The following is a 23,247-nucleotide window of genomic DNA, read 5'->3' as shown; positions in this document are numbered from 1 at the left end:
GAATCAATCATGCAGGGGCTTTTTTATGTGGTTTTACATTTCTCATCGCTTTAAAATTTTGAGGAGGAATTGCAATGGCGAACGAATTGATTCAAGACTTACAATGGCGTGGTTTGCTGTACCAGCAGACCGATGAAGAAGGTATGGCGAATTTATTGGATGAACAGAAAATTTCCTTGTACTGTGGAGTGGATCCGACGGCAGACAGCATGCATATCGGGCACATTGTTCCCTTATTGACGCTGCGCCGTTTTCAAATGCATGGCCATCAGCCGATCTTATTGGTTGGCGGAGCGACAGGAATGATTGGAGACCCTTCAGGGCGGAATGAAGAGCGTCAGCTGCAGACAACTGAACAGATCGACCGCAACGTGGAAGGCATCAAAGTGCAGATGGAACAGATTTTTGATTTCCAATCCGAAAACGGGGCGAAAATGGTCAATAACCGGGACTGGGTCGGCAAGATGAGCGTCATCGAATTCCTGCGCGATTACGGAAAATTGATTTCGGTCAACTACATGCTCGCTAAAGATTCTGTTGCCTCCCGCTTGGAAACGGGCATCTCCTTTACGGAGTTTTCTTATACTCTGATACAGGCAATCGACTTTAACCATTTATACAACGAACATAATTGCCGCATCCAAATCGGTGGATCCGACCAGTGGGGGAATATCACTTCGGGCCTTGAAATGATCCGCAAAACGCATGACGAAGAAGCAAAAGCATTCGGCATCACCATTCCGCTTGTAACAAAAGCGGATGGCACCAAATTCGGTAAATCAGCTGGCGGCGCGGTCTGGTTAGACCCGAAAAAGACGACGCCTTATGAGTTTTACCAGTTCTGGATCAACGCAGCAGATGCGGATGTCATCACATACTTGAAGATTTTCACGTTCATCAGCCGTGAAGAAATTGAGGCGTTGGAAGTTGCAGTGGAAACTGAAGCGCATCTGCGTAAAGCACAAAAAACTTTGGCGGAAGAAATGACTAAACTGATTCACGGCGAAGAAGCGCTTGCTGATGCACAGCGCATCACGAAAGCTTTGTTCAGCGGAGACTTGAAGGCCTTGTCAGCAGAAGAAATGAAAGCTGCCTTTAAAGACGTACCCTCAGTGGAAATGCCGAAAGAAAGCAAATCCATTGTCGACTTGATCGTTGAAGCCGGCATTTCGTCATCGAAAAGACAGGCACGCGAAGATGTTACGAATGGCGCGATTTCGATAAACGGTGAAAAAGTTGTCGATCTGGATTACGTAGTTGATGAAAAAGACCGACTGGAAGATGCATTTGCCATCATCCGCCGGGGCAAAAAGAAATACCATATGGTCCAGTTTCAATAAGCGCGAAGTAAAAAGGGCAGCGGGGAAATTTCCGGCTGTCCTTTTGGCGTTTAAGCAGAAAGTGGATGATGGACGTTTAGGCCGAATAACAGCGGGTAACATAAAGAATGAACGACGATTGACTTTACTAAAACTTCTGGGAGGCGATGGAAATGTCAAGAGTAGTTGGATCATACGAAACGGAAAACGAAGCCATTAGGGCAATTGAAGATTTGCAACGCCAAGGGTATCGCAGTGAAGATATCTCCGTATTGAGTAAAGATAAAAAGGAAACGGAAACTATCACAGAAGAGACAGGGACGCATGCTGGAGAAGGGGCGGCTGCCGGGGCGGTAACGGGTGGCGCTCTTGGTGGCCTTGGCGGCGTGCTGGCTGGAATCGGCGCCTTGGCGATTCCAGGGATTGGTCCGATCGTAGCAGCCGGTCCGATAGCGGCAGGCTTAACCGGTGCAGCAGCAGGTGCCGGTGTAGGGGGCCTTGCAGGTGCCCTGATCGGACTTGGAATCCCGGACGAAGAAGCAGAAATGTACGAAACGCATTTTAATGAAGGAAAAATTTTGGTGCTGGTCGAAGAAAACGACAGTACGATTCCGGACCGCAATGACCGTGACACTTTTATCGGTGAACGGGATCCGCTGATCGGGAATGAAAAGACAACAACCATAAGAGGCGATCAAAGCGAGTTGGACAATGACCCGCTGCGCGGCAACCGCCGTGGCCAAGCTGGATTGTAAAGATGATTCTAAATTGGAAAAAGCCGTCCTGTTGGATGGCTTTTTTTGTTTGCCGAGTGATGGGAAAAACGTTGCACCTGGCATCTAGACCTGTTTTTCTTTAATGAAGCGGGGGAGTTCCATGTCGGAAAACTCTTCGGGATGAATCAGTTTCCCCAGGCGGATAGCTCCTTCAATCAATCGAGGAGAAGGGCGGCAATATAGTTCTTCTTCCATAACGTGAATGTGGTCGATGGCTTTCATTTCATTCCATCCCGGGCGTTTTTTGACGAGTTCCGGTTTGACTTTGGCAGTCAGGATGCCGACCCAAGCAAGCAATATATAATCAGGCTGACGGTTGAATACATCATTCCAATCGGTTTGGACATTGGCTGAATCGATATCATCGAAAACGTTGCGGGCGCCTGTTAGGCGGCTGATCTCGTTCAGCCAGTTGATGTTCCCTGGCGTGAAAACGGGTTTTGGCCACCATTCCCAATAGAGGGATGGCCGAGCTGTCGCTTTTTCGCCGCGTTTTTTGATGTCTTCGATAACCGATAAGTATTCAGAGTGGACAGTGGTGGCATCGATTCCACAGGCATCGGCCACTTTTAACAGGTCCTGCCCGATTTCTTCCAGCGTTTGAGGATCCAGTACGAGATGCGGTATCTTTCGCCGGACCAGTTCGTCAACATTCTTTTCCATTCCGGGCACGCTCAGCGAAGCCAGAACCAAGTCGGGCTTTAAGGCTTCGAGTTCATCCATACGGATTGATAAATCTGGCCCAAGCCGAGGCAATGCCGTAATTTCTTTTGGCCAATCTGAATAATCATCAATGCCGACCAATAAATGTTCCGCATTTAAAAATGCCAATAATTCTGTATTGCTCGGGCAAATTGAAATAATTCGCATCCAGCTCCACCTCCATTTTTTATTAGTTTACCATGCTATCGAAATTTTTTTGTTCTGAATTGTTGAAATGGGCAAAACCAAGTATGATGGTTAAGAGATACAACTGATGGATTCTGGCCAATTAACTTGATTGTCGACTTACAGTCAGGTGAAGAAGGATTCAATTTCCGCTTATTTGGGTAAGCATAGGAAGGTAAACAATTGAAGGACCGTCTGATTGGGATTTATTGAATTGAAATTATAAGCGAGAGTGGGGTGAGGCTATTGTTCGGATTTGCAGGATATCCAATCATGCAGCCGTCGCAATAGCTGGTAAATGTTGAAAGACCAAGACTTGTTTGAGTACTTAAGCGCACGAACCTGGAAAATGACAGAAGACTGGTATGACTCCTTGGATAAAAATAAAGCAGGAGTGTACGGGACAAATGATCCGGATAAAGTGACCTTGCTGAAAGAGCAGAACCACGAATTTCATCTTCGTTTTTGTGCCATGTTCCAGCAGGGGGAACATGATTTTATGTCAGATTTTCAGGATTGGATCGAAACAATCGCCAAAGATGAAGCTCATCTTGATACGCCGATTGTGGAAGTCATCGGAGAGTTTTTCCGTACTCAGCAACAATACCTGGAAGAAATCGGTGCTTATGCCTTAGCCCATAAAGAAGAAATCAGCCACGAAACACTGATGGATTGGACCACGGCCGTCGTTCAAACCATCAGTAAAGTGATTGTGGAATTTACGGATAAAAATTCGAAAGCTGCTGAAAAGCGGATGAACTCCCAGCAGCAGATGATTGTAGAAATGAGTGCCCCCGTCATTCTGCTGGCTAAAAAGACAGGCATGCTGCCATTGATTGGTGAAATCACTCCTCATCGTGCAGAAATCATGTTTGAAAAAGCACTGGCGCAAAGTTCCAAGCACAACTTGGAAAAACTGTTCATCGATTTGTCCGGCGTGCCGCTCATCGATACGATGGTTGCCCAGCAGGTTTTCCAATTGATCAAAGGCCTTGAAATCATCGGCGTCCAAGTCGCATTGTCGGGTATTAGTCCGGTCATCGCACAAACTGCTGTACAATTAGGCATTAAATTTATCGACATTGAAGTTTATAACACGCTCGCACAAGCTTTGAAACAAAATAGAGTTCATTTAGTTTAATAAAGTACGAAATCCCTGTGTCCTGTAGAGGTCTCGGGGATTTTTTTATGCGGTCTGGCTGATTGTTTGCAGAAACGGGATGGTTGTTTGCGGAATCGAAGGGTTTATTTGCGGAATTGCCATAGTTGTTTGCAGACAATCGGAGTTTGTTTACAGAATCCTAAAATTTCAAGCGGCGGCGTTTAAAAGGTCTCATCAGCATAAAGAAAAACCCCCAAATCCTTGAATTAACAAGGAATTGAGGGTTTTCATCACTCTGATCAGGAAAAATTTTTCCTTAACGTGAGTAGTACTCAACGATCAATTGTTCGTTGATTTCAGCAGACAATTCGCTGCGCTCTGGAAGGCGTACGAATGTTCCTGTTTTGCTATCAGTATCGATAGTTACGTATTCAGGAACGAAGTTGCTTACTTCGATTGCTTCGTTTACTACATCAAGGTTGCTTGATTTTTCGCGGAAAGCAATTGTTTGTCCTGGTTTCACGCTGAATGACGGAATGTCAACGCGTTTGCCATCAACAAGGATGTGGCCGTGGTTTACAAGTTGGCGAGCTTGGCGACGAGTGCGCGCAAGACCTAAACGGTAAACTACGTTATCAAGGCGAGCTTCAAGAAGGATCATGAAGTTTTCACCGTGCTTACCAGGCATTTTGCCGGCTTTGTTGAACAAAGTTTTGAACTGACGTTCGTTAACTCCGTACATGAAGCGTAGTTTTTGTTTTTCTTGTAGTTGCAAACCGTATTCAGAAACTTTTCTGCGTTGGTTAGCACCGTGTTGACCTGGTGCGTAAGGGCGTTTTTCTAATTCTTTACCTGTGCCTGTAAGAGAAATTCCCAAACGGCGTGACAGTTTCCATGATGGACCTGTATAACGAGACATATAAGTCTCCTCCTCTGTTTTTGGTTTTTAGAGTAAAATAAAAACCAGATGCATTCATGCTGCAAGCCATTTTATATTCTTGTACCTTCGCTCAGCAGCCAAAGAGTTACACGATACACCTGCAATGAGGAATAAAATGGACGAACACGCACATACAACTGCTGCGATTATTTTACACAAAGCATAGTATAACCGATTTTCGCTCTTTAAGTCAACAGAGAGCTCTAGAACATTTAAAAGCAACAGCTTCCTTTTTTTGATTGTTCAAGGTAGAATGAAATTAAGTATGAATGTAAGCGCTTTCTATTTTAGTTAAGGGGTGGGTATTTATGAGAAATAAAGAGATGAACATGGAGACGGCTGTGATCCACAAAGGATACAACAGCTCCGAACATCACGACAGTCTGGTGACACCGCTTTATCAGACCTCGACATATTCTTTTGCCAATGCGCAAGAAGGGGAAGACCGATTTGCCGGAAACAGTGAAGGCAATATATATTCGCGTCTCGGCAATCCGACAGTCCGGGTATTGGAAGAGCGGATGGCGGAAATTGAAGGGGGCCAAGGGGCGTTGGCTTTTGGTTCTGGAATGGCCGCAGTAAGCGCCACATTGATCTATTTGACAAAAGCGGGCGATCACGTGCTTTGCTCGAGAGGGATTTATGGCTGCACGTTCGGATTGCTTGAGATTATGGAAGAGAAATATGGCATTACGCATGATTTGGTGTCAATGACGACGGAACAGGAAGTGGAGCAAGCGATTAAGCCGGAAACAGTCTGCATCTATGTGGAGACACCGATCAATCCAACGATGGAACTGGTCAACTTGCAAGCCGTAATGGCAGTGGCGAAAAAGCATAATCTCCGTGTGGTTGTAGACAACACATTCAGTTCGCCTTATTTGCAGAATCCACTGCGGATGGGAGCTGATTTTGTTTTGCATAGTGCCACCAAATACTTGAACGGCCATGGGGATGTGGTTGGCGGCGTTTTGGTGGGGCGTGATGCAGATGAAATGCAGCATGTCCGGATGACCGTGCAGAAGGATATTGGCGGCATCATGTCGCCTTTTGACGCCTGGCTGCTGCTTCGCGGGCTGAAAACGCTTCACGTACGGATGGACCGTCACGTCGCAAATGCTCAGAAAGTGCTGGAATTTTTAAAGCAGCAGGAACTGGTGAAAAAGATTTACTATCCATTTGACGTTCAGCATCCACAGTACGAAATTGCCAAGCAGCAGATGAGGCAGGGCGGCGGATTGATTTCTTTTGAAATTGAAGGCGGCAAAAAACAGGCACAACAATTTCTGGATTCGCTGTCCCTCATCAAAATTGCTGTCAGCTTGGGTGATGCCGAGACACTGATCCAGCATCCGGCTACCATGACCCATGCCGTTGTACCCCAGGAAAACAGAGAAGCGATGGGCATCAGTGACTCCTTGCTGCGGCTGTCAGTGGGGCTTGAGCATACGGATGATTTGGTCGCTGACCTCAACCATGCGTTCGAACAGGTGAAACCAAAACTTCAGGAAATCTAAAAAAGACCCTGGACTCGACCATCGAGTCCAGGGTCTTCCTATTAAAGATGCTTAGCTAAAACTTCAACGAAAAGCTCCAAACCTTTCTGGTCGTCTTCTGTAAAACGGCTCAGCTCAGGGCTGTCGATATCCAGGACACCGATCACCTGATCTTCTTTCATCAGTGGAATGACAATTTCAGAACGGGACGCTGCATCACAGGCGATGTGGCCAGGAAATGCTTGGACATCTTCGACCAACATGGTTTTTTTGTCAGCTACGGCAGTTCCGCAGACGCCTTTCCCAACTGGAATCCGTACGCAGGCCGGCAGACCTTGAAACGGGCCAAGGACAAGCTCGCCGTCTTCCATCAAATAAAATCCTACCCAGTTGATGCGTTCAAGAAATTGGTTCAGCAAAGCAGAGGCATTGCTCAGGTTGGCGATGCTGTTGCTTTCGCCTTCCAATAAAGCATCCAATTGCTTTGATAACATTGTATATTGTTCTATACTACTGCCGCTGTAATCGGTTTGCGTAAACATAAATGATAACCCCATTTCATTTTGTTAAGTAATGGTTCAACTTAAGTAAGTATAGATTTTATCATAATGCTTATGCAAGCCATTGACATTGTGGGCATCTGATCCAAAAACCAGGGGGATGCCGAGGTACTTGGCATATCCGATAAAAGAGATTGGTGGATAGGGTTCCAAACAGTCTGGTTTCGAGAATCCTGCACCATTCACATCAAGCTCCAGACCGGCTTTCTTCATTAATTGGAGAATATGGTGAATCTGTGCGCTATCATCGACTTTTTCGCCATGCGCCAATTGGAATTTATGGATCAGTGTCGGATGGCCGATGCGCTTAGGTTTGAATTGGCCGAGGTCAGCGTGTATGGATGCTTCCACTGTGTCATAATAAAGCTTATAAGCAGCTTCCACTGAACCGCTTGCAGCTGCCAATTCAGTAAAGACGTCTTTGCTGTAATCGGCGCAGAAATAACGGTTATCTGCTTTGAGGAAATGGACCGAAAGAATGGCATCGTCGAGAGCCGGTCCGATGTCATCCAAGAAAGAGCGGGTTTCTTTTTCGTATCCTGAGATAAAGTCCACTTCCAAACCTACGCGAATGCGGATATCGTTTTTGTAGACATTTTTAAAATGGGTGATTTCGTGGAGATAAGTTGTGAGCTGCTCCATGCTCATGCCGCTGTCCTGATCAGGAGTGGGGTCTGTAAAGTTACCCGGGAGCGGTGCATGTTCGGTGAAGGAAATATCTGTAAACCCGGACTTTATTGCTTTTTCAATATAAAGTTCTGTTGCGTCTTTAGTCCCGTGAGGACAAAATTTCGTATGAATGTGACCATCTCGTCTCATAAAAGCAGCCTCTTTTCTATGTATTAAAAAATATAATCGCTTTTCTTCTAATTTGGCAAACAAAAGAGTAGAATACATGTTAAAATAAAAGAATCATGAATACATTTACGTATAACTGGTAATGTGATTTTGGAACAGGGGGCTATATGACTTATGATGGAGTATATCATCATTGCGGTCATCATTCTATTAGCGATAATAATCATCGGCTTTATGTTTCGTAAAAAACATTTGGCTGAAATTGAGCGCTTAGAACAATTAAAACTGCAAATACAAAATAAACCGATACTTGAAGAACTGACTAAAGTGAAACAGCTGAACATGAATGGCCAGACAGAAGAAATGTTCGAACGCTGGCGCAATGTGTGGACTGAAATCATGGATGTCCACATTCCTAAAATCGATGCTTCTCTCTATGACGCTGAGGAAGCCATTAACCGTTTCCGTTTCGGTAAAGCGACGAAGATCGAACAGGAAACTGAAGTCAAAATTGATAATGTAGATAAAGATATGAACGGCATCCTGGTTGAACTGGCAGAATTGATCGGCAGCGATGAAAAGAATCGCAACGAAATTGATCTGATCCAGGAAAAATACCGCCGCGCCCGTAAGAATCTATTGGCTCATCAGCATTCTTATGGTGCTGCAGCTGCACCACTAGAGAAAAAATTGGAGTCATTCATTCCGATGTTTGACGAATACGAAAAATTGACGACTGAAGGCAATTACTTAAAAGCCCGCGAAATTGTCATCAGTTTATCAACTGAAGGCGAAGAAGCGTTTTTATTGGCAGATGACATTCCATCATTGTTGGCTGATGTCCACAATAAGATCCCTTCTTATATAGCTGAATTGCGTCAAGGCAAGAGCGAAATGGAAGAGCAGTCGTATTATCTTGGCCACTTGGAGCTCACGCTTCAACTCGATGAGATAGAAGAAGAATTGGCAGTGTTAGAAGAAAACATCGCCCAGCTGGAAATTGCCCAAACAAAAATCGCAGTAGAAAAAATAAAAGACCGCATCGACTCGTTCTATGAATTGTTGGAAAAAGAAGTGGAAGCAAAGCATTATGTCGATGAATTCCAAATAGATACAGAACGCCATTTGGAAGTTGTGGCACGCGATACACAGGAAATGGAAGAGGAAAGCCGCTACGTGCAGCATAGCTACAAGATTAGTGAAAGCGAAGCTGCCATTCCAAAAGCATGCAAAGAAAAAATGGAGCAATTGGCGCAACGCTACGACTTATTGCGTACGCGCTTAGAAGAAGACCAATCCGCTTATTCAAGTTTGCAGGAAGAACTGATGCATATACGTGAAGATCTGTCGATTGTCGATTCGACACAAAACGATTTCATGACAGCATTGAAGAACTTGCGTGTTGAAGAAACCAATGCCAACGCTAAAGTGGAGCAGCTGAAACGCAAATTGCAGGAAACGGATCGCATCTTGCATAAAGCCAATATCCCTGGAATTCCGGAAGATATGGATGTGCGCCTCGAAGAAGCTGAAGAACATCTTTTTGTTGCGATGCAAACTTTGCGTGAAGTGCCATTGAACATGAAGCTTGTGGACAATTATTTGGAGCAGGCAGAAAAAAGTATTGATGACGTTCATGATAAAGCCGTTGAGATGGTAGAAAATGTGTTGTTGATTGAACGCATTATTCAATACGGCAACCGTTACCGGAAGTCGAATCAGCAATTAGATGCTAAACTTGGAGAAGCCGAAGAGTCATTCCGCCAGCTTCGTTATTCGAAAGCATTGGAAGAAGCGGCTACTGCGGTTGAAAACTTTGAACCGGGTTCAATGAAACGGATTGAAGTACTGGTCAAAGAAGACGCTTGGAACATCTAAAAAACAAAAGGCAAAACCACCAGCGGATTTGAGCTGGTGGTTTTCTTTTTCGGAGGTTACAGAATGAATTACCTGGACAATAGCGCAACAACTAAGCCGAAACAGGAAGTGCTTGAAGCATTCATAAAAGTAAATGAGCAATTTTACGCCAATCCGGCTTCTTTGCATGCACTCGGCAATCAAGCTGAAGATTTGCTGGAAACGGCCCGTAAGCAATTGAAGGACCTATTGCACATGGATAAAGTCATCTTCACTTCTGGCGGAACAGAATCGAATAATTTGGCTTTGATGGGCACAGCAAAAAGTTACCAGCACCGGGGCAGGCATATTGTCACCGCCCAAACTGAGCATCCTTCGGTCTTGAACAGCCTAGCAGCATTGGAACAACAAGGTTTTGAAGTGACGCGTCTGTCTGTAAACTACGCGGGGGAAATTGATATCGATGAGTTGAAGAATTCTTTGCGAAGCGATACGATTCTAGTATCACTCATGCATGTCAATAATGAAATCGGCACCATCCACCCTATTGCAGAAATCGCGGGTATGCTGAAAGAACGCCGAATTATCTTTCATGTCGATGCTGTCCAAAGCATTGGCAAGCTGACATTGGACCCGACAGCGATGCCGGATTTATTGACCCTATCAGGCCATAAAATTCATGGTTTGAAAGGCAGCGGATTATTGGCCTATACAGGTGTTGAACTGCAGGCTATTCAATACGGCGGCGGACAGGAAGATGGAATTCGGAGCGGCACTGTTTCTGTCCCGAATGCAGTTGCGCTTTCGAAAGCAGTAAGGCTGGCACAGCCGAACCCGCAGCATCACCAATGGAATCAAGATCTGCGCCAATTTTTCTCGGAATTTAAAGGCGTGAAAATCGTTAGTCCTAAAGGCGCGGCTCCACATATCCTGGCGGTGGCCGTCAAAGGAATAAAAGGTGAAATACTGGTATCTGGATTGCAAAAAGAGTCGGTAATCGTCTCTACTTCCAGTGCTTGTTCTTCTAAAAGCAAGGACACCAGCCACGTGAGTCAGGCAATCGGTCTGCCGCGCGAGTTTAAAGACGGTGTCATGCGGATCAGTTTCGGAGCATTTACTGAAGAACAGGACATCATTTCCCTAAAAAGAGCATTTCAGCGGGTATACCGCATGATTAAAGGAGTTTAACCTTATATGAAAACCAATCAAATTCTCGTCCGTTATGGCGAGCTGTCAACCAAAGGCAAAAACCGGAGTTCATTTATTGGAAGGCTGCGCGACAACGTCAGACAGACTTTCTCTGATTTGGAAAAGATCCGCATCAAAGCGGAACGTGACCGGATGTTCATTACCTCAGACGATGAAGAGGAATTGGCACAGGTGATTGAACGTTTGCCGCAAGTATTCGGCATCCAATCGTTCAGCCCTGTGACCGCATGTGAATTGGATTTGGAAGCGATGAAGCGGACAGCGGAAGCTGTGGTCGCAAAAATCCAGGATACCGATAAGAGCTTCAAAGTATCCGTGAAGCGGCCGTTCAAGGAGTTTCCGCATGAAAAACCGGAAATTATGAAAGAGCTGAGCTCACACGTGCTGAGAGCTTTTCCGGATTTAAAAGTCCAAATGAAAGATCCGGAAATCGACCTGAAAGTGGAAGTACGTGAAGAAGCGGTCTATATGATGGCGGAAGTCATTCAAGGAGCCGGGGGCTTGCCGGTCGGTGCAGGCGGCAAGGCATTATTGATGCTGTCAGGTGGCTTAGATAGCCCCGTGGCAGGATATCATATGCTGAAGCGCGGAGTCCGGTTGGAGCTGATCCATTTCTTTAGTCCGCCATTCACCAACGACCGTGCCAAGGAAAAGGTATTCGATCTGGCTGAAAAGCTGTCGCAATTCGGTTCTTCCGTCAATCTGCACATCATTCCATTTACCAAGCTTCAGCAGGAAGTGCATAAGCAGGTTCCTGATAATATTACGATGACTTCTACACGACGCATGATGATGCGTGTCGCTGATTTGGTTTTGAATGAAACCAATTGCCGTGCGATCATCACCGGGGAAAGCTTGGGTCAAGTGGCCAGCCAGACGCTGGAAAGCCTGCAAGCCATCAATGCCGTAACAAATACCCCAGTCCTGCGTCCGCTGATTGCTGCGGATAAATTGGAGATTATCGAGACGGCTCAGAAAATCGGGACCTATGATATTTCCATCCGGCCGTTTGAAGATTGCTGCACCATCTTTACTCCAGCAAATCCAAAAACCAAACCAAAGCTTGAAAAAGTGGAGTACTACGAAAACTTCGTTTCATTTGATGAATTGATCCAGGAAGCTGTAGCGGAGCGGGAAATCATCAAGTTTCCGCGCGTAAAAGTAAATCAATTTGAAGATTTGTTATAAAGACGGAGCTGCCTATTTGGGCGGCTCTTTTTTATTGTGAACAATCTTATTGTTTACATAGAGTTGAGGAGGACGCATGGGGTTTTGTGATTGTATAGGATGAATTGACGGTTCTGCATGAGCGTTTCGGAGGTCTACCGGAGTATGTGATGCTGCTGCCTTAACTAGTTGCTTCTCTATGTGAAGTTTCTGCATGCCTGCATGAATCATGCGGAAATTGAAGATGCACACTGTGCTCGGTGGGCGAAAGGTCCAATACTGTGTGTGAGCTTTGCTTCGGTAAAGTGTAGCACTCTTTCTGTAACTGTTCGTGGTGCGGACAGCTTCCATTCATTGGCTGGAACTTTTGTGAAACAGCTCGAATTTAGGTAAGAATGGAGGAAGTGCATGTAAAGGACCAATTAGTTCAGGAAGAAAGAGGGCATATCCCTATAGCCGCTCCGAAATTGTTGAAAGAATCTCAATTTGTTCGTGTAGATGCATTTAACCTGTCACCCGTTAAAACTCCAATATCTACAAATAAAATTCAAGGCGAAAAAGTGATCCGTTTCATCTCATAGTCCCACTATATGAAATTATATGAATACTTAAAAACTTCCTGTATAATGATAGGAGTATAATAATAACACTATCTGCAAGGGGGAATTACTGTGAAACGAGAAGAATTAGTAGCGCCGGAATCGTATAACCTGGTCGAGGAAATTGAGCGATACGCCAAAGGGGACGGGAAACTGGCGATTCTCTGGGAAAATGGCCAAGGCGAGAAACAGCAAGTTACATATGATGAATTAATGCAACGCGCCAACCGTGCAGCAAATAGTTTTGAAAAAGCGGGACTGGTGAAAGGCGATGTGGTCCTGGTGATGGTGCCGCGTTTGATTGAAGCCTATGTTGCGTATATTGGTGCTTTGAAAGCCGGATTGGCGGTCATTCCAAGCTCGGAGATGCTTAGAGCCAAAGACATTGCCTACCGTTTGAACCACAGTGATGCCAAAGCTGTCATTGCTTATGAGCCGTTCATGGACCAATTTGAAGGCGTCAAAGAAATGGATAATGTCGTCAAGTTTGTCATCGGCCAATCTGATCATTCGTGGATATCCTTATTGGATGAAATGGAAACCGCTTCTGCCGAATACATAGCAGCGCCGACAAAGAAAGACGATATGGCATTTTTGTCATATACATCAGGAACCACCGGCAATCCAAAAGGCGCAGTCCACAGCCATGGCTGGGCATATGCCCATCTTCGGACATCCGCTGAACACTGGCTGGGAGCGAAGGAAGGCGATGTCGTATGGGCTACAGCGAGTCCGGGCTGGCAAAAATGGATTTGGAGCCCGTTCCTGGCAACGCTCGGCAGTGGAGCAACAGGTTTTGTTTACAATGGCAAATTCGATCCGGCTGTTTATTTAGAGCTTTTGGAGAAGCGAAAAATTAACGTACTGTGCTGCACACCGACAGAATACCGGTTGATGGCGAAGCAAAAAGATTTAGCGAAATATGATTTATCTGCTTTGCACAGTGCCGTGTCAGCTGGAGAACCGCTCAATGCAGAAGTGATCAATGTCTTTAAAAATCACTTCAACCTGGAAGTACGGGACGGCTATGGACAGACTGAAAATACATTGCTTGTCGGTGTGATGAAAGGCATGGAAGCCCGTACCGGCTCAATGGGGAAACCAACGCCTGGAAACCGAGTGGAAATCATTGATGATTTCGGTCAGCCGTGTGCTGCTGGAGAAGTAGGGGACATCGCGGTCCATGTGGACACCCCTGCCTTGTTCAAGGAATACTTTAAAGATCCGGAGCGCACCAGCATGCAATTCCGCGGGGAGTATTATGTCACAGGAGATAAAGCGTCAAGAGACGATGATGGTTACTTCTGGTTTGAAGGAAGGGGAGACGACATCATCATTTCATCCGGTTACACAATCGGGCCGTTCGAAGTGGAAGATGCGCTGGTCAAGCATCCGGCTGTTCAGGAATGTGCAGTCATCGGTGCACCTGATGAAATACGTGGCACCATCGTTAAAGCTTTTGTGGTGCTAGTGGCGGACTACAAAGCTTCCGACGACTTAGTGAAAGAACTGCAAGACTATGTCAAAGAATTGACGGCACCGTATAAATACCCGCGCGCTATTGATTTTCGTCAGGAATTGCCGAAAACGGCATCCGGCAAAATTCGGCGAGTGGAATTGCGCCAGCAGGAAAACCAAAAGAAATAATGATCCGCACTTTCTTTGGCTGATTTCAATGACATCAGCGATACCGCTCAAACTGCAGTACCCGAACAATGTAATTTCCATTTTCACAAGGCAAATTCCTTATTTCAAGGAGTTTGTCTTTATTTACTTTCCGCGTACTGTCAGCCTATAATGAGACTATTATTTCGAAATATAAAATAAAAAACAGAATGGTGCGCGATGCAGGATGACAGATTCTAAAAAAGGCGTTTTAGTCATTATTTTAACTTACACATTATGGGGATTTATGCCGATATTCTGGAAACAGATCGATCATGTTCCGGCAGACGAAATCCTGGCAGGCCGAATTATTTGGTCGTTCTTGCTGACGCTGGGTTTTATTCTTCTATTGAATGGCGGCCGACAGCTTTGGCTTGATTTGAAAATGCTGTGGGCTTCCAAGAAAAAATTCTTTTTGCTGATGTTGGCCTCTTTTCTGATTTCTGCAAACTGGTTTTTGTATGTCTATGCGGTTTCCGAAGACCGGATTGTCGAGACCAGCCTTGGCTATTACATTAACCCGTTGATTTCCATGCTATTGGGGGCTCTTTTCCTGAAGGAGAAACTATCGCCTGCTATTAAAATAGCTTTTCTATTGGCTGCAACAGGCGTTTTGATTTTAACATTTTCGTTCGGTTCTTTGCCGTGGCTGGCATTGGGAATGGCTTTCAGCTTTGCTTTTTATGGCCTCATCAAGAAAACGATCCGTTTGGATGCGCTTCGTGGATTAGCGATTGAAACCTTGTTCGTTTTCCCGATTGCCATCGCTTATTATGTCTATTTGATGTCGATAGACCGTGTGTCCTTTTTGCAGATCGGATTGACGACAGACGTCTTGCTGATCGCCAGCGGATTGGTCACGGCACTGCCATTATTGCTTTTTGCTATTGGTGCTCCGCTAATTCCTTTGTACATGATCGGATTCCTGCAGTACATTGCGCCTTCACTGATGCTGTTGATCGGAGTATTCATTTATGGCGAGGCGTTCGATGCGGTAGATTTGATTTCCTTTTCGTTGATTTGGAGTGCATTGATTCTTTTCACATCGTCGAAATTTCTTGAGGCGCGGAGCATCCGGAAAGCTAATCGCAAAATTTCGGCATAAAATTCCTTTTCCAATGAAACATTTGCCAGTGTTTCCCGTATAGTAAGAAGTAGAAACTAAGGAGGGAATTGCTTAAATGAATACGAAACGATGGATCGCTTTAGTAGTAGCTGCAGCCGTGTTGGGAATTTCGCTGGTCATCAATTCAGCGTTCGCTTTTCTTCAAAGCGGATTTGGCGAAAGTGTCGATGAATTAATGGCGACTACACAATCAAGCCTCTCGGAAGTTGTCATGGAAGATGGAGATTTCGATAATCGGGTGGCCGTGTTGAATGTAGATGGCGCCATCCAGGATACCGGTGAAGCGGCATCTCTATTTGGTACAACCGGCTACAACCACTCTTCCTTCATGGAACAATTGGAAAATGTGAAAGAGGATTCTACAGTTAAAGCCGTGGTGCTTACAGTAAACTCACCAGGTGGAGGCGTAGTGGAATCTGCAGAGATTTACGATAAAATCACTGAAATCCAGGAAGAAACGCAAAAGCCTTTTTATGTCTCAATGGGAGCTATGGCTGCATCAGGCGGTTATTATATTGCGGCACCAGCTGAAAAGATTTTTGTGAACGAAGAAACTTTGACGGGTTCAATCGGCGTCATTATGCAGAGCGTCAATTATGGTGAATTGGCTGAGCGGTACGGCGTTGACTTTGTGACCATCAAGTCAGGTCCATACAAAGATATTATGAGTGCCACGCGTGATATGACAGAAGATGAGCGCGCGCTTCTTCAAACGATGCTGGATGATTCGTACGAGTCATTTGTGGATGTTATTGAAGAAGGCCGAGGCATGACTGAAGAACAAGTCAAAGCTGTTGCTGATGGGCGAATCATGAATGGCCGTCAAGCCGTTGAAGCAAATCTGGCAGACGATTTCGGATTTGAAGAAGATGTCATCGAACAAGTGAAAGCCGATTTCGAACTGGGGAATGCCCAGGTGTTCCAATATGGAGCTTCACAAGGATGGGAATCGCTCTTGTCGATGAAAATGGGTTCTTTCTTCGGCAATGATATTGAAACTCAAATGATTTCGAAAATGCTTACTGAGTATAGTTCTCCTCGTATGATGTATTTATACGGTGATAAATAAGGAGGGACCATGATGACAGACCACGAAACGAATGAAACAGCAGCAGAAGTTCAAGTCGCGCCGCATCGTCCCGAAACGCCGAGCTACGAGGAAGTTCTTTTTTACGAACGGAAACCTGCGGGGTTTTGGGTTCGGTTTTGGGCATATTTGATTGATTTACTGATCATTACAGCCCTTACATCGATTTTGATCAAACCCGCCTTTGCTTTAATGGGTCTTGAAACAACTGAAACCTCGTGGTATGCACCTTTCGCCATCATGTCAGCCATCGTCTTCTATGGATATTTTGTACTGATGACCAAATTCTTCAGACAGACGGTCGGAAAAATGATCATGGGCATCCGTGTGGTATCTTTAAAGTCCAATCACCTGTCATGGACGACATTGCTGTTCCGTGAATGGATTGGCCGCTTCCTTTCAGTGACCATCTGGCCGCTTTACTGGATTGTCGGCTTTACGCCCTTAAAACAAGGAGTCCATGATTTTATCGCAGATACGACAGTGGTCCACGAAGAATCTTTCAGAAAAAACAATGCAGTGAAGAAACGTACAGACGGGTCTGGGTTGCATGAGACCAACATGGTTTAGTATGATAGATGGAAGACGAAAGTGAGGCGCTTTAATTGGTACAAATTACATTCAAGAAAAACCCTGTGACTTTACCGAACAAAGAAGTGAAAGTTGGAGAGCAGGCTCCGGAGTTTACAGTCCTGTCAACAGGCTTGGAACCGGTGACGCTTCAGGATACAGCCGGAAAAATCCGATTGGTCAGCGTAGTGCCTTCACTGGATACGGGCGTATGCTCAGATCAGACGAAACGTTTCAGCGAAGAAGCTGCTTCCCTTGGTGACGATGTGGAGGTTCTGACGATTTCTGCTGATTTGCCGTTTGCACAAAAGCGTTGGACGGAAATCAATAAAGTGGATGCGATTACGACTTTGTCTGACCATCGCGACCTGTCATTCGGTGAAGCTTATGGGGTGACGATGCAGGAGTTGCGGTTGTTGGCCCGATCGATTTTTGTCATTGATGGAAACGACAAAATTGCATATGTAGAGTATGTGCCTGAAGGAACGGACCATCCGGATTACGAAAAAGCGTTGAACGCAGTTAAAGAATTAACAAACTAATACTAGAAACCCACTCGGGAGAGTGGGTTTCCTTATTGAGGACGGCGAAAGCATGAATTCTATGATGGAAAAGACATTTAATTTTATTGATAATCACACAACGGCTATCCAGAAAGAGCAGGATAACGCTTATTTGGAAAGTTTGTTGACGACTACTGAAAATTGGCTGGATGGCATCATCAAGCCCGAAGAGGGAGCCGGCAAGGAAGATATCCGCAAAGCGCTTCAGCTGGCTGTACTAAAAGGCATGAAAGAGCATATCCAGCCGCATCATCAAATGACGCCGGACGCACTTGGGTTATTGGTCGGCTATCTGGTGGAATTATTCGTTAAAAAAGAACAGGCCGTTATTTTGGATCCGGCTGTCGGCACCGGCAATCTGCTGCTGACTGTAATGAATTACTTGGACGGCCGAATGGCAGGAGCGGGTGTAGAACTGGATGACCTGTTGATTCGACTGGCTTCCAATGCCGGCAACCTGGTTGAACAGCCCATCACTTTCTATTTGCAGGATGCGCTGCAGCCTTTATTGATCGACCCGGTGGACGTAGTGGTTTCAGATCTGCCAGTGGGCTATTATCCCGACGAGGAAACGGCAGCAACTTATGAGTTGAAGGCGGATGAAGGCATGTCCTATGCTCACCACCTCTTTATCGAACAATCATTGAAGCATACGGCTGAAGGTGGGTATTTATTCTTTATCGTGCCGAAAGCTTTGTTTGAGTCAGCACAGGCAAGCCAATTGCATAGTTTCCTGAAAAAACATGCCCATATCCAGGCTGTCATGGAATTGCCGGAAACCCTGTTCAAGAACTCGGCCCACGCTAAAGGGATTTTGGTTTTGCAGAAAAAGCAAGAAGGCGTCAAAGCACCGAAGGAAGTGCTGTTGGCACGCGTTCCGAATATGTCCAAACCGGAATCCATGTCTAAATTCTTCTCACAGGTTGCAAGTTGGTTTAAAGAAAACAAAGAATAGAGAAGCGTGTTTATGCTATACTTAAGCTATAAAACATCCATATGCACTATTTTGATGAAAAGAGGGATGCGCAATGACTGAGTCAAACGAAGCGCCGAAAAAAGTTAGTTTGCAGGAAGCTGTAAAACGCCAATTGGAAGCTAAGAAAAACCAGGAGTCAGGCAAACAGTCTGGCGGCAACGCTTCACTTTCAACTAAGAAAATGAAGAGCCAGCAATCAAAGAAAGTCAGCAATAACCGCCGTAAAATGGGTACGTAATGAACGGCAAATGACGAAAGGCAAGGGAGTTTATCCTTTGCCTTTTTTCTATGGGGAAAATTCTATATTAAATTCTTGATATAGAATGTGTATACTATGGTTAATTGAATATTCGGATATAAGGAGGAAATCGATATGCATGCCAATCTGCAACCTGCCTTTGACTCCAGGACTTTTCAGGCGGACTGTGCCAATTGTTTTGGGCTATGCTGCGTGGCACTGGCCTTTACCGTTTCAGCCGACTTTCCGGTCGACAAGGAAAGGGGCATTGCCTGCAAAAACCTGCAGGATGATTTTCGCTGTGCCATCCATCGGAACTTAAAGCTTTCCGGCTACAGCGGCTGCACAACATTCGATTGTCTTGGAGCTGGACAAAAAGTATCGCAGCAGACATTCGGGGGCATTAGTTGGAAAGACGATCCGAAATCAGCTTCCCAAATGTTTCAAGTACTGCCGATTATGCAGCAGCTCCAGGAAATGCTGCTGTACCTCACCGAGGGAATCGAGCGCTGCACTGATAGGCAGCTACAGGAAACACTGCAAATCAGCAGACGAGAAATCGATAAATTGAGCCAAGCATCTGCTGAACAGCTATTGGCTGAAAATCTGCCGAAAATGCGCCGATCCATTAACGAATTGCTTGTGCAAGTCAGTGAACAGGTCCGTCTTGAATCGGGACGTTTAGGCAAAAAACAACAGAAGAAAAAAGGCCCGGATTACCAGGGAGCAAACTTGATGGGGGAGAAACTTAGAGGACGCGATATAAGAGGTGCGAATTTTAGAGGTGCCTACTTGATTGGTGCTGATTTGAGTGATGCCGATTTAAGGAATTCGGATTTTATCGGTGCGGACCTGCGGGATTGCAACTTAAGCGGAGTCGATCTAACAGGCGCTATTTTTCTGACGCAAATGCAAGTAAATTCGGCAAAGGGAGATGCAGACACTTGCTTGCCGCCTCTCTTGTCAAAGCCTGCTCATTGGGAGATTGCCGGGCGAACTCTGTGGTGACGTGATGGCTTAAAAGAGGAGGGATAGGATGCCTGCAGGATTGTGGCTGCGGTTCCAGGCTTTTGCTGCTGATTATTTATTGATTTTTGGCTACTTGCTGTTGGTGATGGTTGTTTCGATGTTTTTGATTCCCTCCCTTCAGGAATTATTTCAAGCTTCTCCAGGAAAGGCTCAGCTGACCGGTTTCTTATTGGTCACTTTACCGGTTTCGCTTTACTTTGTTGTAACGGATTCGCGTCTGGGGGGGCAATCGTTGGGCAAACGCAAAATCCATATTCAAGTGGTTGATGAAAACCACCAAGCGATTTCCGTTTCCCGTGCTGTCTTGCGGACTGCATTAAAATTTTTGCCTTGGGAATTGTCCCATTTCATGGCGTACCGTATGATTTATTTAGGAGATGGAGCAGTTCAGTTAATGGATTACGTTATGGGCGGCTTGGTCTACGCATTGATTTTTTTGTATATTCTCATGGTTATATTCACGAAAAACAAACAGTCACTTTATGATTGGATTGCAAAAACCCATGTAGTGAAATCAAATTTTCCCTAAAAAGTATTGACTTGAGGAAGAGAACTGGTAGAATCTATTTCAATATACTTTTAAAAAATCAACTATTGATAAATAAAGCGATCGATGATTTAGTAGGTAATTTGTGTGCAGCAACAAGAGACTGGATGGCAGGTGTGAATTCAGGCAGCAAATTGGATGAAATACACCATCAGTTGGGATCGTTTCGAAAAGAAGTGGATGTTTTGAACTGTCAAAGCATCAAATTGGGTGGTAACGCGGAGAAAACCTTCGTCCCTTTATGGGGATGAGTGGTTTTCTCTTTTTTTATAGAGAAAAGGAGTGTTCAATATGTACCAGATCAAACCGGTTATTACACCGAAATTTGCAGAAGCATTTGCACTGATAGTTATTATTTTTCTGTTGATCAGCGTCAGCATCATCCGCTTTGAATCGGTTCCGCATATTCCGATTCTGTTGTCGATTCTCTTGCTGTTTGGCTATGGCTTATTAAAGAAAGTGTCGTACCGGACGCTGGAAAAAGGCTTGGTCGAAGGGGCCGGAGCTGGAATGAGTGCCGTATTCCTGTTTTTCTTTATCGGCATACTTATCAGCAGCTGGATGATCAGCGGAACCATTCCGACACTGATTTTCACGGGATTCACGTTAATTTCCATGACGTTGTTCTACGCCATTGTCTTTATTGTGACTTCATTGATCGGTTTGTCCATCGGCAGTTCCTTGACGACCGTTGCGACAATCGGGGTTGCTTTTATCGGTATGGCGACAGCAATGGATTTGTCATTGGCGATTACAGCAGGGGCGATTGTGTCAGGTGCCTTTTTTGGAGATAAAATGTCACCGCTATCTGATACGACGAACCTGGCTTCCACAATTGTTGGAGTGGACCTGTTTGAACATATCCGCAATATGGGCTGGACAACTATTCCGGCATTTGGCATTACATTAATTTTGTTTGCGTTGCTTTCTCCTGAAACAGCTGGCGCAAGTGTGCAAGACGTAACCCTCTTTAAAGAAGGGCTTAAAACCACCGGGATGATTCACTGGTATACGATTATCCCATTGGCTGTACTGATCATTTCGACACTCATGAAAATACCCGCATTAATGACGCTGGCTTTGAGCTCGATATCCGCTATCTTCATTTCTTTTCTCCATCAGAGTTCGACGGCATCCGAGATTTTTTCAGTACTGTTCAGTGGGTACGTATCCACAACAGGGATTGAAGAAATTGATGCATTGCTGTCCCGCGGCGGAATGGAAAGTATGATGTTCACTGTGGCATTGGTGCTGCTCGCACTCAGCATGGGTGGCTTGTTGTTTACATTGGGCATTGTCCAATGTTTGCTGGCAACTATAGAGAGCTTGCTGAAAAAGGTTTCATCTGTCATTGCTGCTTCTGCTTTAACGGCAATCGGCATCAATGTGCTGATTGGCGAACAATACTTGTCGATATTGTTAACTGGGCAAGCATTTAAAGAACCTTATGACAAAGTAGGGCTGGCGGGGAAAAACCTTAGCCGAGTGATGGAAGATGCAGGGACCGTGGTCAATCCACTCGTTCCCTGGAGCGTCTGCGGAATCTTTATTACAGGGGTCATCGGTGTTTCGACGCTTGATTATCTTCCTTTCGCCTTCTTTTGCCTCTTGTCTCCATTATTGACTGTACTGTTTGGTTTTACAGGAAAAACGTTGACTTACAAGCAAGATAAATAAAATGGAAAAGCAGGAACAGGTGATGCTTAGGCTCATCTGTTTTTATTTCAGTAGAGGGAATTTCGAAAGGGAGTCGAATAGTACTCGTAACAGACTATTTTGCCGCCATGCCTCGGAAAAACAGTCGAAGGAGTGGATAAAATGTATCAATCAATTTTATTAGCCGTAGACGGTTCGGAGAATTCCATGCGGGCTGGCAAACAAGCCGCACAACTGGCATCTCTGATAAAAGGTGTGGAAGTGACGGTGTTATATGTTTCGGATTTCAACGAAGACAGCAACGAAGAAGTGCATGATGGTGGTTCGATTGAGTTTGAACTGTCGCGTAAGAAAAAAATTCAGCCTGTCAGAGAATCATTGGAGCGTGAAAATATCTATTATAAAACGGAAATCATGCATGGCCGGCCGGCACCAGTCATCATCGAGCTGGCTAATGACGGCAATTTTGATTTGGTGGTCATCGGCAGCAGAGGGTTGAATCCGATTTCTGAAATGGTTTTAGGGAGCGTCAGCCATAAAGTCTTAAATCATGTGCATTGTCCAGTTCTCGTCGTGAAATAAGGCAGACCGGTCAGCATTCGATTCTGGTATACTGGAGAAAATGATCGGTCTGCCAGTTGCTTGAGATACTGCAAGACCAGCTGGAGGAAAAATCAATGGAAAATTTACCGAATTGTCCCGAATGCAACTCTGAGTATACGTATGAAGATGGCCGCTTGCTGGTATGTCCGGAATGCGCTCATGAGTGGAGCCTTGTAGCTGAGGCTGAAAACGCGGAAGCAGAACAGCTTGTTAAAGATGCCAATGGCACGCTTCTGAAAGATGGAGACGCAGTTACTGTCATCAAAGATTTGAAAGTCAAAGGCAGTTCTTCTACTTTGAAGATTGGCACTAAAGTAAAGAGTATCCGTTTGGTAGAAGGCGACCATAACATCGATTGCAAAATTGATGGTTTTGGCGCAATGAAGCTGAAATCGGAATTCGTCAAAAAAGTGTAACGTGAAAAGACCCCGTGCAAACTTAGCGAAAAGTTTACACGGGGTCTTTCGATTATAAAG

The 23,247-nt window shown here is 45.2% G+C and carries 23 protein-coding genes; 19 read left to right on the top strand and 4 right to left on the bottom strand.

All coding sequences use genetic code 11. From position 1 onward, the window contains the following. The first annotated feature begins 74 nt into the window (after window positions 1–74). On the top strand, window positions 75–1,340 hold the full coding sequence (gene tyrS, locus IRE19_RS16250) for a tyrosine--tRNA ligase (RefSeq protein ID WP_203341204.1): 1,266 nt from the start codon (window positions 75–77) through the stop codon (window positions 1,338–1,340). Between the two features lie 146 nt (window positions 1,341–1,486). Next, window positions 1,487–2,074, top strand: coding sequence for a general stress protein (locus tag IRE19_RS16245; RefSeq protein ID WP_203341203.1), 588 nt, complete (start codon window positions 1,487–1,489; stop codon window positions 2,072–2,074). 84 nt (window positions 2,075–2,158) lie between these two features. Here IRE19_RS16245 and IRE19_RS16240 read toward each other — a convergent pair whose 3' ends face one another. Continuing rightward, window positions 2,159–2,965, bottom strand: a complete 807-nt coding sequence (locus tag IRE19_RS16240) for a cobalamin-binding protein (RefSeq protein ID WP_203341202.1) — start codon at window positions 2,963–2,965, stop codon at window positions 2,159–2,161. A 316-nt stretch (window positions 2,966–3,281) separates the two neighbouring features. Here IRE19_RS16240 and IRE19_RS16235 point away from each other — a divergent pair, with 316 nt between their 5' ends. Beyond that, on the top strand, window positions 3,282–4,124 hold the full coding sequence (locus IRE19_RS16235; protein ID WP_203341201.1) for an STAS domain-containing protein: 843 nt from the start codon (window positions 3,282–3,284) through the stop codon (window positions 4,122–4,124). A 277-nt stretch (window positions 4,125–4,401) separates the two neighbouring features. On the opposite strand, the gene rpsD is transcribed toward IRE19_RS16235, so the two are convergent. Next, the gene (rpsD, locus tag IRE19_RS16230; protein ID WP_191716712.1) at window positions 4,402–5,004 is read right to left on the bottom strand and encodes a 30S ribosomal protein S4; all 603 of its coding nucleotides are present in this window, start codon (window positions 5,002–5,004) and stop codon (window positions 4,402–4,404) included. A gap of 329 nt (window positions 5,005–5,333) precedes the next feature. On the opposite strand from rpsD, the gene megL reads away from it, so the two are divergent. Further along, window positions 5,334–6,542: a methionine gamma-lyase gene (gene megL / locus IRE19_RS16225; protein ID WP_191716713.1), complete on the top strand. Its 1,209-nt coding sequence runs from the start codon at window positions 5,334–5,336 to the stop codon at window positions 6,540–6,542. Window positions 6,543–6,583: 41 nt separating this feature from the next. Here megL and IRE19_RS16220 read toward each other — a convergent pair whose 3' ends face one another. Next, on the bottom strand, window positions 6,584–7,063 hold the full coding sequence (locus tag IRE19_RS16220) for a GAF domain-containing protein (RefSeq protein ID WP_191716714.1): 480 nt from the start codon (window positions 7,061–7,063) through the stop codon (window positions 6,584–6,586). 36 nt (window positions 7,064–7,099) lie between these two features. Continuing rightward, window positions 7,100–7,900 carry a histidinol-phosphatase HisJ gene (gene hisJ, locus IRE19_RS16215; RefSeq protein ID WP_203341200.1) on the bottom strand — a complete coding sequence of 267 codons (801 nt, stop codon included), beginning with the start codon at window positions 7,898–7,900 and terminating at the stop codon, window positions 7,100–7,102. Window positions 7,901–8,053: 153 nt separating this feature from the next. On the opposite strand from hisJ, the gene ezrA reads away from it, so the two are divergent. The 15 genes from ezrA (at window position 8,054) to IRE19_RS16140 (ending at window position 23,187) form a co-directional block, all read left to right on the top strand. Further along, the gene (gene ezrA, locus IRE19_RS16210; RefSeq protein WP_191716716.1) at window positions 8,054–9,757 is read left to right on the top strand and encodes a septation ring formation regulator EzrA; all 1,704 of its coding nucleotides are present in this window, start codon (window positions 8,054–8,056) and stop codon (window positions 9,755–9,757) included. Window positions 9,758–9,820: 63 nt separating this feature from the next. After that, window positions 9,821–10,924 (top strand): cysteine desulfurase family protein, encoded by a 1,104-nt coding sequence (locus IRE19_RS16205; protein WP_203341199.1) that lies wholly within the window; start codon window positions 9,821–9,823, stop codon window positions 10,922–10,924. A 6-nt stretch (window positions 10,925–10,930) separates the two neighbouring features. Continuing rightward, on the top strand, window positions 10,931–12,133 hold the full coding sequence (thiI, locus tag IRE19_RS16200; protein ID WP_191716718.1) for a tRNA uracil 4-sulfurtransferase ThiI: 1,203 nt from the start codon (window positions 10,931–10,933) through the stop codon (window positions 12,131–12,133). A 650-nt stretch (window positions 12,134–12,783) separates the two neighbouring features. Beyond that, a complete protein-coding gene (gene mbcS, locus IRE19_RS16195; RefSeq protein WP_203341198.1) occupies window positions 12,784–14,358 on the top strand; it encodes an acyl-CoA synthetase MbcS in 1,575 nt (524 codons plus the stop codon). Window positions 14,359–14,563: 205 nt separating this feature from the next. Next, window positions 14,564–15,481 carry an EamA family transporter RarD gene (rarD, locus tag IRE19_RS16190; protein WP_203341197.1) on the top strand — a complete coding sequence of 306 codons (918 nt, stop codon included), beginning with the start codon at window positions 14,564–14,566 and terminating at the stop codon, window positions 15,479–15,481. Between the two features lie 76 nt (window positions 15,482–15,557). Then, entirely contained in the window at window positions 15,558–16,571 is a 1,014-nt protein-coding gene (gene sppA / locus IRE19_RS16185) for a signal peptide peptidase SppA (RefSeq protein WP_203341196.1), read from the top strand. 12 nt (window positions 16,572–16,583) lie between these two features. Next, on the top strand, window positions 16,584–17,159 hold the full coding sequence (locus IRE19_RS16180; RefSeq protein ID WP_203341251.1) for an RDD family protein: 576 nt from the start codon (window positions 16,584–16,586) through the stop codon (window positions 17,157–17,159). 35 nt (window positions 17,160–17,194) lie between these two features. Next, window positions 17,195–17,701: a thiol peroxidase gene (gene tpx / locus IRE19_RS16175; protein ID WP_203341195.1), complete on the top strand. Its 507-nt coding sequence runs from the start codon at window positions 17,195–17,197 to the stop codon at window positions 17,699–17,701. Between the two features lie 52 nt (window positions 17,702–17,753). Further along, the gene (locus IRE19_RS16170) at window positions 17,754–18,677 is read left to right on the top strand and encodes a class I SAM-dependent methyltransferase (protein ID WP_203341194.1); all 924 of its coding nucleotides are present in this window, start codon (window positions 17,754–17,756) and stop codon (window positions 18,675–18,677) included. 73 nt (window positions 18,678–18,750) lie between these two features. Then, window positions 18,751–18,936 (top strand): hypothetical protein, encoded by a 186-nt coding sequence (locus IRE19_RS16165; RefSeq protein ID WP_191716725.1) that lies wholly within the window; start codon window positions 18,751–18,753, stop codon window positions 18,934–18,936. Between the two features lie 135 nt (window positions 18,937–19,071). After that, window positions 19,072–19,944: a pentapeptide repeat-containing protein gene (locus tag IRE19_RS16160; protein ID WP_203341193.1), complete on the top strand. Its 873-nt coding sequence runs from the start codon at window positions 19,072–19,074 to the stop codon at window positions 19,942–19,944. 28 nt (window positions 19,945–19,972) lie between these two features. Then, a complete protein-coding gene (locus IRE19_RS16155; RefSeq protein WP_203341192.1) occupies window positions 19,973–20,494 on the top strand; it encodes an RDD family protein in 522 nt (173 codons plus the stop codon). Between the two features lie 309 nt (window positions 20,495–20,803). Beyond that, on the top strand, window positions 20,804–22,189 hold the full coding sequence (nhaC, locus tag IRE19_RS16150) for a Na+/H+ antiporter NhaC (RefSeq protein ID WP_203341191.1): 1,386 nt from the start codon (window positions 20,804–20,806) through the stop codon (window positions 22,187–22,189). 141 nt (window positions 22,190–22,330) lie between these two features. Next, the gene (locus IRE19_RS16145; RefSeq protein ID WP_203341190.1) at window positions 22,331–22,750 is read left to right on the top strand and encodes a universal stress protein; all 420 of its coding nucleotides are present in this window, start codon (window positions 22,331–22,333) and stop codon (window positions 22,748–22,750) included. 95 nt (window positions 22,751–22,845) lie between these two features. Then, window positions 22,846–23,187: a zinc ribbon domain-containing protein YjdM gene (locus IRE19_RS16140; RefSeq protein ID WP_203341189.1), complete on the top strand. Its 342-nt coding sequence runs from the start codon at window positions 22,846–22,848 to the stop codon at window positions 23,185–23,187. Window positions 23,188–23,247 lie beyond the last annotated feature (60 nt).

Source organism: Planococcus beijingensis, from assembly GCF_016820615.1.
Taxonomy (GTDB): domain Bacteria; phylum Bacillota; class Bacilli; order Bacillales_A; family Planococcaceae; genus Planococcus; species Planococcus notacanthi.
The sequence above is the reverse complement of the archived record's forward strand: the minus strand, read 5'-3'. Positions and strand labels throughout refer to the sequence as shown.